The sequence below is a fragment of the Bacteroides sp. 3_1_23 genome (assembly GCF_000162555.1).
GTDB lineage: Bacteria > Bacteroidota > Bacteroidia > Bacteroidales > Bacteroidaceae > Bacteroides > Bacteroides ovatus.
In genome coordinates, this window is record NZ_GG774949.1 from 539,286 (window position 1) to 554,033 (window position 14,748).

The following is a 14,748-nucleotide window of genomic DNA, read 5'->3' on the forward strand; positions in this document are numbered from 1 at the left end:
CTTATTTTTTTATCAAATCTGATCCAAGATAGTATCCTAATTGTGTAGGTTGATTATAACCTATATTCTGATTGACAGCACTCATCTCATAGACATGATCACTCATCAAATAAGGAAACTTATATTCAGTAGGATACCATGTACTAAAAATGCGCAGTTCTGTGCCATCCTTGGTAATCATAATAACCTCTTCACGCCAATCTCCGGTGATATCACCATAGAAACATGGATTGGATTTGGTACCATTAACAGTTGTCACATCATATCGATAAATAGTAAACATCCTGTCATTAGAAGCATTCTTCACAGGCGCGTCAATTGCACTTTCATTCAAAAGTTGCCTGTTCAAAGAACCAGACCACCAAATCGCCATATTGCAGGATTGTGACTTATAACCCAAGTCTACTCCAGTACATGAATATACATTACTCCTGAACCACCACATTTCGCAACCTGGAGACTCCGGATCTATATCAGCAACTAATGCACGTCCTATATCCGAAGAATCATCGTATTTCCATATTACTTCTCCTGTGTGAGCATCTCGGAAAGCCGCCCCGACTGCTCCCGTCTCAAAGCAAGACCAAATCTGTAACCCCGGTCTCGACGGATCGAATTTACCCAAATGTAATGCGTCTCCATGACCAAAACCTGAATTGTTCAATCCTTTTCCATCATGATCAATAGTACAAGCACCATATACAACCTCATCTAATCGGTCACCATCTACATCACCCACACTCAAACTATGATTCCCTTGTCCCGCATATGAACCATGAATACCATCCGTGGTATCAAATCTCCATCGTTTCGTCAATTTTCCACTCCCAAAATCCCATGCCTCCAAAACCATTTTATCATAAACTCCTCTACAAATCAAAATCGAAGTATTTGTCCCTGAAAAATTTCCCAAACCAACCCGATAACTGCTGGAACGTTTATAATAATTGTCTCCCCAATCCTCACTTGTCCCTAAAGAAATATAATTTGTACGAGCCAATTCTTTCCCTGTAGCTCCCTCTATGACAGAAAGAAATTCCGGCCCACCATGAATGTAATTTTCTCCAGGAACCCGATAATCAGTCTTTCCATCTCCATCAATATCCCCAATTTCCGTTCCATCACCAAATATCGTCCCTTCGGAAGTACGAAGAGCAATCTCGCATTTTCCGTCTCCATCAAAATCATAGACTGCAAACGAGGCCGAGTTCCCCATAGGAATATTAGGACCTGAAGCTATTCTCCACATAAATTCCCCATTCAACTTATAAGCTTCAAATAAGGTCGTATGTCTGACCTCGCTCGTTGTACTACCTTCACCTCCATCTGTTGTCGAAGTATGCACCAGTCTCTTTAAAACAATTTCATAAATTCCATCTCCATCCAGATCACCGACACTAGCATCATTAGCTTCATATAGAAGCAGAGGGCTCACATTTACTGTACTCTGCAATGGAATTGATAAATATGGTAGTCCTTCACTAGCCTGCCGAGCCGTAATTGTATAAGTATCCAATGTTTCATTACTATTGGCATAGCATAATCTATATGTATTATCAACAGTACGATCTGCCTCTACATCCTGATAATTAGTAGAGTTCTTTATTGGTTCTGAGTTCAACTTTATTTCCATAGTATTACCACTGGTACGATACAAATCAAATGCTGTAGAAGCATCATCAATAGGAAACATACGCCAACTAACTAATATCTTGTCATTAAATTCTCTAAACTTCTTCAACGAAGCATCCGGACGACTATTAATAGATGCCCATAACATCCGTTTCAAAGGAGAAGCCATATTAGTTACCGGAGAATAATCAGGTATTTCCGAAACTGGCGATTCATTAACAATTATCTCATCATCTGTACAAGATGTAACCATACATAGACCTACAAACACAAAAAGTATATATATCTTCATTTCTCGCTATTTAAGTTAACAAATTACAACTTCCTTCCTTAAAAAAATGGCACCGTTTCAATTCTCATTAAAACGACACCATTTACTAGTCTAATCAATCTTATTACAATTTAAGCAAGATATCATTTCACATTCTCAAGAAATTCAACCTCTATAATCTTAAGATAGCGTTTTCCCTTCTGTTTGTTATCTTGTAGTTCCATTTTATTGGTCACTGTAGCTGCCACTTCCACTATTTCACCAAATGCATCACTTTCTGTAGCACTACCTTTTAAAGAGATTGTTATTTCATCTGTACGTACCGGAATAGTTTCCAAATGAATATAACCCAAACTTTTATCCGTATTTCCTTTCCAAATCAACGTTTTCCCTGCATACACCTCCAACGGATAACTATTTCTACGCCATCCCCGTAATTTCAAACAGATATCATTAATCTCTGCTACACGTTCAAGTTTATAAGTAATCCAAGCAGTTGATAACGCACCATCATTACCCCATTCACTCAGTTCATTATCATCATAACTCTTTTCTACATCTTGTGTATTAGCACCCGCTTTGGCAGAAACAATGCGTACTTCTTTTTTTGTATCTTTATAAGATGGAGTTCGAGGTGTTTCACCTTTATCAAATCTCCCTTTCAATGTATATTGAGGTAAATAAGTTCCCAAACCATCTTTTATAGTAACAGGGATTGTTTCCAATAAAACAGAAGCATCGGGAAGTCCCTTAGCTTTCGCAGTTAATATTATTTTTCCTGCTTTTGTAGTACTACGGACAAAGACACGATTTATACCACATTCAACTGGTAAATTCTTACTAAGAATATAATTATTTTCACCTTGTGCAATGCCACCACGCCATTCAGCTTCCCCTTTCAAATCAAACTTAATGATTCGATTGTCCAGTGGACAGCGCTTTCCTTCTCTATCTACAACTTCCACTTGAATTAAAGCCATGTCAGCTCCATCTGCCTGGAAACCATCGGGATTCTGTATAACTGTCAATTTCAAATTCGCAGGTTCACCCGCAGTTGCCAAAGTACAACGACTCAATTCTTTTCCTTTTTTATCATAGCTTACAGCTTCTAATTTGCCCGGTTTAAATGCAACTTTATCAAAAGTAAATAAGAAATTATAATCACGATTGCCTTTACCTAAAGACTCCCCATTAAGAAACAATTCCACTTCTTCTCCTGTAGATACTACATACACAGGTTTCACTGTATCTAGCGGATAATTCCAATGACCAATTATATGAGTTTGGTGGTTTTCTGTATCTACCCAACCATTCCACATCACTTGATGAGCAAAAAAGCCATCTTTCTCAATGCGCATCGGGTCAGTCACACCACTACGACGATAATTTTCCGAACCACGATGATGGGTATTGCTATCAGAAAAAATAATTTTTGCTCCACCGGAACTAACTCGTTCCCCCGTTCCGGGACGTTCACGCCAATAATCATACCAACGACGAATTAATTCAACTGCAAACTCATCTTGATTATGATTATAACTGGTAGCTGGTTGATTGCGATGCAAAGGACCATCTCCCTCTTTATGAAACGGATAACTATATTCATCCCAATATTTTCTCAGTCCTTCATCACGACAATATTCCGTAGCCCACATCGGATGATGTTTACTCTTATTGATATACAGCATTTCTCCTCCCCATTCAGCTTCACGAATGTCTAACATCTCACGGGAACCAATAGCACGACCACCAAACGGGTCATATTTATCCCGAATAGCTTTCATATCTAGCATGTGATCTCGGCTAATCGAGTTATTACCGCATTCATAGAACAAAATACTCGGGTTATTGCGATTATAAATGATCGCATCACGCATCAACTCCGTACGTTGCTCCCATTGGCGACCTTCCCTATCTTTTTCTGAGTCTCCAGCAGGCATGGCTTGAATAAGGCCAACACGGTCACATGATTCTACATCTTGTTTCCATGGTGTAACATGCATCCAACGAACAAAATTAGCATTACTTCTTACCATCAGATCATTTGAATAGTCACTAAGCCATGCCGGAACAGACATTCCTACCGAAGGCCATTCATTACTAGTACGTTGAGCATACCCTTTCATTTGTATGACACGATCATTCAACCAGATCTTTCCTTCTCCAAATCTAGTTTTACGAAAACCTGTACGCGTTGTTACTTCATCAAAGATTTGTTTCTGAGCATTTACAAGTGCAGTCTTCACCATGTAAAGATAACCGTATCCCCAACTCCAGAAATGTAAATCTCCGACTTCGGCGGCAGCTTTAACTATTCTTGTTTCTCCAGCTTTTAATGTTATATCAGAACCTCTAAAGGATTTTACAATTTTACCGTCTGCATCAATTAATGTCACCTGATAACTAAACCGACGAACTTCACGACTATCATTCTTTACCTCGGATTCCGCATGAATCTTAGCTTTACGGTCTTTTATATTTATATCAGTCGCATAAACATATACTCCTGTTGTTTTCAAGTGACTATATAATGGAAGAGTTTGATAAACGCTATCTTTTACATACAAATAAACATTTTTGGGGATACCGCCATAATTAGCATTAAAATTACGATCATTCCACTGAAATTTGGCTTTTGTTGCCACCTCACGATATTGCCAATTATTATCAATACGTACAGCTAGCACGTTATCTCCGTCTTTCATATAAGGAGTTAAATCAAAACCTACTGCCATTACACCATTCTCATGCTTTCCCAAACGATGTCCGTTCAAATAAAAATCACCAGCCTGACGTATTCCTTCAAACTCAATAAACACTTTCCGATTGCCTCGATTTTCAATCTTAAAATGTTTACGATACCACATAACCGTATCGGTCAGTTGCTCTATCGAAACTTTGAATGCTTCATCCTCATTAAAAGCTCTCGGAAGTGTTACCTTGCTCCAATCATCATCTTTAAACTGACTTTTCTGTGCATCAGGAATATCGCCTACTTTTAAAAGCCAGTCGTTATTAAAACTATATTTTCCACATTCCGTTGTATACCCTTTAATGGCAAATGTAAAAGTAAAGATATACAATAATATAAGAAATTTATTCTTCATACTAATTCTAAATTAACAATTATATTTTAATCACTTATAAGCCTCATTCTGTTCATATAATCCTTCTTTCACTTTCATCTGTGTATCAGGAATCGGATAAAGATAAGTACCTTCTTTTACACGATCAGCATATTGAGCAACTAGAGGGCGAGTGATATTACCTTCTGAATTAGTAGCATAATGCATAAACTTGTCTTTCACGGCTTGCAAATTATTATGACGGACAAGATCATGCCAGCGAATACCCTCAAAAGCCAATTCCTTACGACGTTCTTTTTCTATACACTTCTGGAATTTATCCGGTACTTTCTCCGCATCACTTAATTCACTCAAGCCGGCACGAGTACGAATCCTATCTACCATATCTATCCCCCTATCCGTAGGCCCCACAATCTCCGCATACATTAACATGACATCTTCCAACCGAATTAATGGATAATTAATAGGGAAATAAGTACGATCTATTATTTGCCCATCAATATCGGAATATCCCAGTTCCTGTCTCTTAATCTTATGTTCCATAAATTTAATAAAGAAATCATCGCCCGAATATCTAGTAATTTGGTTTGGGTTGTCTTTATTGACAAATTTCGTTGTATCAATAGTTGCCAGACAACGTACATCCAAGTAATGTCCTTCTGCATCTTTCTCTTCCCCCAGAAGTTCTTTCAAACCATCTGCACATCCCATGCTCCATCCTGCCAATTGTACTGCGGTATATTGGGAGGGAAGTTTAGGAGTACATATACCTGCCATCGGATTACCATAATCTTTAGCTGCGATATATTGAATCTCAAATATATGATATTTATTATCATTGTCACTAATCCATATCCTCTTCCACTCATCAGCATTTTTCGCCCAAAATTTCTTTTTTGCGTCAGCGTAATCTATCACTTTCTCAAATAAGTCTTTTGCTAATTCTTTTTTACTTTCATCATATAAAGGATAACCTGCCATAGTTAAATAAACCTTGCCAAGTAAAGACTGTGCAGCTTGCAAAGTAGCGCGTCCTGTGGAAGTTGCCTTTCCCAAATAATCAGTAGGAGCATCATTTAAACTAGTTATAGCATATTCTAAATCGGGTATTATGGCTTTTTCATAAATTTCATGCGCTTCTGATTGTGGAACAGACATAGCCTCGGTAATAGTCAAAGGAGATAGAGTCAAAGGTATGCGTCCAAAATAGCGTACCAAATCAAAATAGGCCAACGCTCTTAAAAAACGCGCTTCCCCTATCATCTGTTCTTTTGTTCCTTCTATGATAAATGTTACTCCATCAACTTTTGACAGAAATACATTGGTACGATATACAATCCGGTATAATTCTTCCCATGCTCCACTTATAGTGGAAGTAATAGCCAAATTAGGATCATAGGTACTAATAGCCAAATAATCCCGTTGGGCTCCGGTATATTCACCACACCAAACATTATCAGAGCGAAGTTCCGACATTAATAACGAATATTCCGACACAGGAAGTAATCCATTATAAATCCCCATTAACGCTTGTTCCATCTCTTTGGGTGTCTTATAATAATAGTTTGTTGTACGAGTGTCTACTGGTTCTACTTCCAACCAATCACTACATGATGAAAAGAGCGATCCTAAACATAAAGCTCCACCTAATATGTATTTATACAATTCCATAATTTTCCGTTTTATTAAAATGTAACATTAACTCCCAAAGTAATCGTTCTTGGCTGAGGATAAGCTCCATAATCATAATCTGCAGTTTTACCACCATTATTAGATTCCGGAGAGAATCCCCCGTCATATTTATCCCACATCCAAACATTCTCTGCCGACATATACAAACGGGCACTGCTAAGATATTTAAACCTTTTAACGGGAATACGATAACCAAGAGTAATATTTTTTATCTTTATAAAGTCTGTACTATATAACCACCGTGAGTCATATAACGAACTTGTATTTTTATTATCAATACCTGGAGTTTTTCCATCTCCCGGTTCTTCTTCCGATCTCCACATATTCTTCCATTTAGCTAATACATTAATAGAAGCTCCCATACCTGGACGGTCCATAGCTCGGCCTAACACACTGTAAAGTTTACCACCGGTTTGAGCCGTAAGCAGAATAGACAAATCAAAATCTTTATATCTGAACGAGTTTGTGAAACCAAAAGTATAATCAGGTGACGGTTTACCTACTAATGTACGATCCTGGTCATTAATAACTCCATCATCATTAGCATCGCGATATCTCACGTCTCCCACCTGTGAGTTTGTCATGGTAGGATATTTCTTCAAATCTTCTTTAGTCTGATAAACTCCGACAGCATCATACATATAATAAGCTCTCAATGGCTGACCTACCATAAATACCTGAGTATTAGAATCACTATAACCAATAAATACAGTAGTATTATCTTCTCCCAGACTCTTTACCTCGTTTTTATTATAAGAAACGTTTAAGGATGTACTCCAATTCAGCTTCCCTGTCAAGTTCTGAGTTGTCAGTTCCAATTCAAAACCTCTATTTCCTATACTACCAATATTTCCCCAAGCTTTGGTGAATCCCATAATGGCAGGAACAGAAACTTTATACAAAAGATCTTTGGTCGTTTTATCATAATAGTCGGCAGCCAGCACAATACGGTTATTAAAGAATCCTAGGTCTATACCAATATTCCAGCTATGTGTCTTTTCCCAACCCAGTTTTTCGTTGTCAATAGAACTTGGCGCAAAGCCATTAACCAAACTTCCCAATGAGTAATTTGCACTTTCCATCAATCCTAATGCAGCACCATTAGAGATGGAATTATTACCATTCAGTCCCCAGCTTGCACGCACCTTTAATTGATTCATCACAAAATCTTTAGGCCAGAATTTCTCATTCGAGACACGGTAAGCTGCTGATACAGCAGGAAAAGTACCCCATCTATTCTCCCTGCCAAAACGCGAAGAACCATCCCGGCGAATACTCGCTGTCAATAGATAGCGATTATCGTATTCATACTGAAAACGTCCGAAATAAGAAAGTAAACGGCTAGGAGTCGTTAAAGTAGCAGATGCTCCGGTAATCGCCTGATCATTCAAAGTAAAAACTTCTAAAGAGTTATCCGCAAATTGCTTTGCAGACAAACTACTTGATGCCCCAGAAGAAGACTCCATAGAGTAACCAGCCATCAAGCCTACCGTATGCTTGCGAAAAGTTCTGTTATAATTCAATATCGTTTGGAACAAATATTTATGGGAACGTGTATCAGAACGATTTGCACTTGTATGATATCCTTCACCCACTTCCCATTTCTTCAGAACTGAGCTTGGAGTAAAGATACGTCTATGCTGACTTGAAAAAATATAAGAGCCGGTTGCTTCCAATTTTAACCCTTTCAATAAATCAATTTTCAAATAAGCAGAAGAGTTTACATTAATATTTTCCCGATGATTAACATTCTGCTCCATAAAAGCTATTGGACTCACATTGGAACTAGCCCACAAATAACTATCATAAGGCTCTGCACCCTCATATACCCCTGCTTCCGGCTCAGCTATAGGACACATAGACAAAACTTTCTGCGCCTGTTGATCTTTTCCTTCAATGCTCCCTCCTTCATTCCAAGTCATAGTCGGAGCAATATTAAATCCCATTGTGATACGATCAAACAAACGAGACTCTACATTTGCACGTAGATTCAAACGTTTATAGCTTGTTTCAATAGCAACACCTTGCTGATCAATATATCCCAACGAAAGACGGTATTTGCTATTCTTATTACCATTAGATACAGATAGTTGGTAATTCTGTATAGGAGCCAAACGAAAAAACTCATCCTGCCAGTCTATCAATGCCAAACCACCATAATTAGGCTGTGACCAACGAGGGTCATTCATGTAATAATAACTAATCTTACCACCATTCATAGCTAAACGAGTTTCCCAATCATCATTAGCAGTAGCTCCTTTTGCAGCATATTTCTCTACATATCTATAATTATTATATGCAGTACGAAAATCAATCCATTCTTCCGGACTCAAAACATCTACCCTTCTCTCCAATTGCTGAATACCATAAGATGCAGAAAAATCAACACGTACTTTATCAGACTTCGATGCAGTTTTCGTCGTTATCAAAATAACGCCATTTGCACCACGTGAACCATAGATAGCAGAAGAAGAAGCATCTTTTAACACCTCAATCGACTCAATATCGTTCGGATTAATGCTCCCCAGATTATCTACCGGAATCCCATCCAATACATATAAAGGTACCGCATCAGCATTAATCGATGCTGCTCCCCGTACACGAATCTCAAGCTCTTCTCCAGGCGCTCCACTTGTTGAACGGATTTCCACCCCTGAAAGCATACCTTGCAATGCAGAAGCAATATTCGGCGCCGGACGATTTTCAATTTTCGAAGCATCCACTTTGGACACAGAACCTGTCAGATTACCTCTCTTGGCAGAACCATACCCTATAGCTACTACCTCATCTAATTGAACCAATGATTCTGTCAATTGAACTTTATAAGTTGATTGTGCTTTCAACTGGACCTTTGCTTTATTATATCCTAAAAAAGAAATTTCCAGAGTTTTAACTGTAGATGGAAGATTTAATTCAAAAGCACCGTCCAGATTTGTAATAGTAGAACGGTTGGTACCGATAGCAACAACCGTTGCACCAATAACAGGTTCCTCATTTTCATCAATTACTGTACCCCTGATAGTACGATCATTTTGAGCCAGTAACGTAACTGATTGCAAAACAAAGACAGTTAGCAGAAAGAGAAACAAAGTTCCTCTACTTAAACAACTAATGCCGTACTCTGTGCTTTTCATACATTTCATTTTCATATTAGTAAAAACTTAATTTAAACATTCAATTTTGTGATTTTCATATTGCAAATGTAGTACAGGAACATATTTTAATTATGCAATCCAGTACAAATAGATGGTACAGAATCCTATTTTTCAATTAAACGCACCTTTATTAAACCATCATAAGGATTAAAATCAAAAATAATTTTATCCCCCAAGATATTTGCTGATAGTCGTTTTTTATTTTGGGTAACAACTACTCCTTTTACTCCTTCCTTTCTGACTATCATTGTTAATGGTTCCGCAAAAAGTTCCTTATTTAGCTTCAATTTTGGAGTAATAACCAGCACATCTTTTTTATCTGATACTTTCAGTTGTATTTCTTTCCTCTCCTTTATATAAGAAGCGATTTGCCGAAAAGTACTTATCCAAATTTTATCCTCCATATTTTTCACTTCGTCCAAATGTTCCCAAAATAATTCAGGTGACTTGAAAGCATCATATCCGTAATTAATGCCATGGGTCATGGTTACTCCCCAATCCTTGTTTTTTATTAAGTCTTCCAACCATTTTGCAAACCGTTGAGGACTTGCCTTACTTCCACCTATCGAAAATTGTTTCACACGTGTTGCCACCCTATTTTCAGAAGCTATCTGAGAAATCGTATCTGGCTTATAATTATATGGATAACAATAGGTAACAGGCATAATACCAATGTTAGCAAAAATTGCACTATCATTTTTCTCTATCTCATCTTTAATACGAGCTAAGGGCAAACGTGACATTTTCTTATGTGACCAACTATGATTGGAAATCTCATGTCCTTTATTTGCCATTTCCTTCAATTGCATCCAAGTCATTCGAGGAACCTTTGCATCCATTCCCTGTTCCGTATAATAGCCGCATATCCAAAAAGTTCCTTTAAAACCCCGTTTTTCCAATTCTGGAAAAACGATTGTATAATGTTCTGCCAACCCATCATCAAATGTATAACTAATAGCACATATTTTATCATGCTTATATTTGGCTACATAAACCTCCCTATTTGCAGCGAATGCAGAATTAGAACAAATGATAAGGTTTAAAATAAGGAAAAAGAATATTTTCATGACTTTTCTAATTATCTATTTATCCATTATTGTACAAATTATTTTAGAGGCGACAATTTCTTGTCCAGCCCCTGCCATGTGCACTCCATCACCAGCATAATAATCAAGTATTCCTAATAACGGATGATATACATCAACCACACTAAAACCTTTTTTGGAAGCCATATACATCAATTCCGGTATCAAATTATTTAATCTCTGACTAGCTCCTTGGAACTTTAGACTAATATTTTTCTCTCTGAGAGGAGGAGGAGTTACGAAAATTAATTTTGTATCCGAACCTTTATACAGATTATGCATTTTTATCTTATTCAGAAGTTTCTCAAAATTTAGTACAACCTCATTCTGCCTGGCTTCAAATATTCTTTTTGTATCATTAGTTCCTAAACACAAAATAATATAATCATACTTTTTCTTTTCAACTTGTGCCTGATCTAAATATGAATTGATATTTTTAAGTCCATTCAATCTTTCCTTACCATTATTGTCAAACCCAATAGTACGCCCGGCTTCTGAATAATTAATTATTGTAGATTCCGGTAACATCTTCTTCAGTTGTGCAACCCAACCATCTTTTTTCTGTCCATTAGAATCACCAATAGTCAGGATATTATATTTTAGGTCTGTAATTTTATTGTAAGGTATCAAACCTAAAGCCTGAGGAATTTGATCATAATCACTCTCAAGAACTGTTAACTGTATGTTACTATACTTACGTATCAAATAGACATCACAACCAAACATCCTTCTATTCTTTTTGCAGTCAAAATTACTATGTTCACCCAATAAATCAAATATTTCGTAACAAGATATAAGGCTAGGATCATTAACCGCCTTCATCTTAATATCATCCATATTCAATATTCCATATTTTAACTCTCCAACTAATCGATTGTATATATTCAAAGACGGTGTAACAGAAAGAGAATCTTTATCTCCCCCATTCATCTTAGCATAGATAAACAATCGGGCATCTTTACGCTTTTCAATCAAACATTGATGTTCTAAAGATAAATCTACATTCAGTGCTCCCCAAACCGAAAAAGATTTCACCGGATAGTTAAGATTCATGTAGCTTGCCAATGTCGCAACGCCACCTTTTCCTGAACCTATTATATGAACATCATTGGGATTGGCATTGGTTTGTCTTAATGCATATCGAATTGCATCCTCAATATGGGCCAACATTTCAAGAATACTCACTACACTCACTTCTTGATTGACTTCTTCTAAATTCGGATGAATATAATTCCAGCCACGAGCTATAATTTCTTTGATTAAAGGATTCTTCTGTACAGAATCATTATTCCAAGTATCAAGATTCACCACCAAAGGCTGAGGACTTTTGCAAATAGTCTTATACATAAGTGCTCGCCGAATAGTGCCATCTTTAACAGAAGGAATCTCCACGTTCCTCAGTGCAGAATCCCAATTAGTCTCCACTGCATTATCACAAATCATTTTATTTTGAGCAAACATTTGTAAAAATGACAAGCCCCCCAAAAGAAATATAAACGTAATCTTTCTCATGATTATTCTATTTTTACTAGCTTTCATTATTTTAGCTCTTACTATGCAAAAGAAGCGCAAATTTATGAATACAGCCTTAATCACCATACATTTATATGTATTCCTGTTCAAAATATACCATCACCTGATTTTTGCGATTTGTTTTGCATCATAATACTTGTTTTCGTACTATATTACAGGAATAAGAGAATACAACGCCCTATATTTGCCAATAAAAATTCTGCATAATAATTATAACTTAATAATTTATGAAACACAAATTATCCACTTTATGCCTCATTATTATCGGGCTCTTGTTCCATTCTTCTATCCTTGCAGAGAACCATCCTCGCACCTCTATTCTATTGGATAAAGGCTGGGGATATAAACCACTCACCAGTAATAAGAAAGATGCATCACTTACTCCGGTAACTCTTCCTCACACTTGGAATGCGAATTATCTGGAAGGTACCACAACATACAATCGGGAAATGATGGTATATAAACGTGATTTGGAAATTACTCCGGAAATGAAAGATAAACGACTTTTCCTCTATTTCGAAGGTGTCAATTCTGCCGCTGACATTTTCATAAATTACCGGACTGTAGGACAACATCTAGGTGGCTACACAGCTTTTTGCTTCGAAATCACAGATTTTGTACAGAATGGTAATAATGATCTGGAAGTGTGGGTAAGTAATGCATATCGTACAGACATCCTGCCAATTAGCGGAGACTTTAATATCTACGGTGGAATCCACCGTCCTTGTCATCTGATTATAACAGAAAAGAATTGCATCTCTCCTGTATTCTATGCCTCGCCAGGAGTGTTTATCCATCAGAATAGAATTACCAAGCAACAAGCCGAAATCTGTGTAGAGAGTATTCTTTCTTTAAAAGAAGTAAAATCCGGTCTGAAACTGAAAACAACCATCACAGATACTAATGGAAAAGAAGTGACCAGCAATATAACAGCAGTCAGTGAGGAGACCGTCAAACAGCCACTTACAATCACTAATCCTATTCTTTGGAATGGAAAAGAGAATCCTTATTTATACAACGTATCAGTAGAACTATATGATGGCGACAAAGTAATTGATAAAGTAACTCAAAAAACGGGATTCCGCTACTTTCATGCTGACCCGGAAAAAGGTTTCTTCCTAAACGGAAAATACCTGAACCTCTATGGTTTCTGCCGTCATGAGGATGTAAAAGGTAAAGGAAGTGCTTTACAGCAAGAAGATTATGATAAAGACATAAGCCTGATAAAAGAAGTAGGTGCGACCGCTATGCGTTTGGCACATTATCCACACGCAGAACCCATGTACGACTTATGCGATCAAAACGGAATTATATTATGGACAGAAATCCCGATGTGCGGTCCCGGCGGATATGCATATACCGGCTATTTACACAATAAAGGATTCGAGGATAACGCCAGGCAATCCCTGAAAGAACTGGTATATCAAAAATTCAATCACCCTTCTATTTGTTTTTGGGGAATATTCAATGAGCTATTGATTACCGACAATAAGAAATTTCAAGAATATGATAATCCGGTTCCTTTTGTTAGAGAAATTAATGAATTGTATAAAAAACTGGATCCGTCCCGTCTGACTGCTTTTGCAACTTGTGTAGACCAAACTAATTATCTGGGTTGTTCCGATCTTATTGCTTGGAATAAATATTTCGGTTGGAAAACCTCTCAACAATCTGCCGAAAAGTTTTTTGATGATGTAAAAAAGAACTCTAATAACCAGCCAGTGGGAGTATCGGAATATGGAGCCGGCGCCAGTATCCATCAACACGCATGTCCCCTCGACCATAATACCCAACGTCCTAAAAGAGAACATCCTGAAGAATATCAGGCAATCTGTCACGAAGGTTATTGGACAGCATTTACCGAACGCCCCTATTTATGGGCTAAGTTTATCTGGCAATTCGCAGATGCACAATCCTCTATCCGACAGGAAGGAGATACAGATGGTATTAACGACAAAGGTACTATTACCTATGATCGCAAAGTAAAAAAAGATGTCTTCTACTTTTATAAAGCAAACTGGAATTCGGAACCGATGCTCTACATTTGTAGCCGTAGATTCACCGAACGTACTAATCCAAACACGTTAGTCAAAGTATATAGCAACCTAAATGAGGCAACTCTGTATCTTAATGACAAAAAAATCGGTAAACAGAAAAAAGATAAGATTAACCGGATCATATGGGATAATATAACCCTTTCTCCCGGAGAAAATGTCATTCGTGTAGAAGGGAAGTCCGGAAAAGAAATATTGAATGATACTTGTATATGGACACTTAAATAAACTTCTTGATAG

7 protein-coding genes are annotated in these 14,748 nt (G+C 37.2%); 1 reads left to right on the forward strand and 6 read right to left on the reverse strand.

Going from position 1 to position 14,748, the window contains the following annotated elements; translation table 11 throughout:
- Window position 1: 1 nt before the first annotated feature.
- The 6 genes from HMPREF9010_RS22000 to HMPREF9010_RS21975 all read right to left on the reverse strand — a co-directional run bounded on the left by HMPREF9010_RS22000 (window position 2) and on the right by HMPREF9010_RS21975 (window position 12,433).
- Window positions 2-1,924, reverse strand: coding sequence for a hypothetical protein (locus tag HMPREF9010_RS22000; RefSeq protein WP_008646717.1), 1,923 nt, complete (start codon window positions 1,922-1,924; stop codon window positions 2-4).
- Between the two features lie 122 nt (window positions 1,925-2,046).
- Window positions 2,047-5,010, reverse strand: a complete 2,964-nt coding sequence (locus HMPREF9010_RS21995; protein WP_004302672.1) for a glycoside hydrolase family 2 protein — start codon at window positions 5,008-5,010, stop codon at window positions 2,047-2,049.
- Between the two features lie 30 nt (window positions 5,011-5,040).
- Window positions 5,041-6,660, reverse strand: a complete 1,620-nt coding sequence (locus HMPREF9010_RS21990; protein ID WP_008646718.1) for a RagB/SusD family nutrient uptake outer membrane protein — start codon at window positions 6,658-6,660, stop codon at window positions 5,041-5,043.
- 14 nt (window positions 6,661-6,674) lie between these two features.
- Entirely contained in the window at window positions 6,675-9,815 is a 3,141-nt protein-coding gene (locus HMPREF9010_RS21985) for a SusC/RagA family TonB-linked outer membrane protein (RefSeq protein ID WP_008646719.1), read from the reverse strand.
- Window positions 9,816-9,940: 125 nt separating this feature from the next.
- Window positions 9,941-10,903, reverse strand: coding sequence for a polysaccharide deacetylase family protein (locus HMPREF9010_RS21980; RefSeq protein WP_004302675.1), 963 nt, complete (start codon window positions 10,901-10,903; stop codon window positions 9,941-9,943).
- Between the two features lie 15 nt (window positions 10,904-10,918).
- Window positions 10,919-12,433, reverse strand: a complete 1,515-nt coding sequence (locus tag HMPREF9010_RS21975; RefSeq protein ID WP_032852420.1) for an SGNH/GDSL hydrolase family protein — start codon at window positions 12,431-12,433, stop codon at window positions 10,919-10,921.
- Between the two features lie 248 nt (window positions 12,434-12,681).
- Between HMPREF9010_RS21975 and HMPREF9010_RS21970 the strand changes: the two genes are divergently transcribed.
- Window positions 12,682-14,736, forward strand: coding sequence for a glycoside hydrolase family 2 protein (locus HMPREF9010_RS21970; protein WP_008646722.1), 2,055 nt, complete (start codon window positions 12,682-12,684; stop codon window positions 14,734-14,736).
- The last annotated feature ends 12 nt before the right edge of the window (window positions 14,737-14,748 follow it).

Coding starts and splice junctions, on each gene's coding strand:
- HMPREF9010_RS21980 (WP_004302675.1), bottom strand. CDS start 10,903: ATGAAAATATTCTTTTTCCTTATTTTAAACCTTATCATTTGTTCTAAT.
- HMPREF9010_RS21970 (WP_008646722.1), top strand. CDS start 12,682: ATGAAACACAAATTATCCACTTTATGCCTCATTATTATCGGGCTCTTG.
- HMPREF9010_RS22000 (WP_008646717.1), bottom strand. CDS start 1,924: ATGAAGATATATATACTTTTTGTGTTTGTAGGTCTATGTATGGTTACA.
- HMPREF9010_RS21975 (WP_032852420.1), bottom strand. CDS start 12,433: ATGAGAAAGATTACGTTTATATTTCTTTTGGGGGGCTTGTCATTTTTA.
- HMPREF9010_RS21990 (WP_008646718.1), bottom strand. CDS start 6,660: ATGGAATTGTATAAATACATATTAGGTGGAGCTTTATGTTTAGGATCG.
- HMPREF9010_RS21995 (WP_004302672.1), bottom strand. CDS start 5,010: ATGAAGAATAAATTTCTTATATTATTGTATATCTTTACTTTTACATTT.
- HMPREF9010_RS21985 (WP_008646719.1), bottom strand. CDS start 9,815: ATGAAAAGCACAGAGTACGGCATTAGTTGTTTAAGTAGAGGAACTTTG.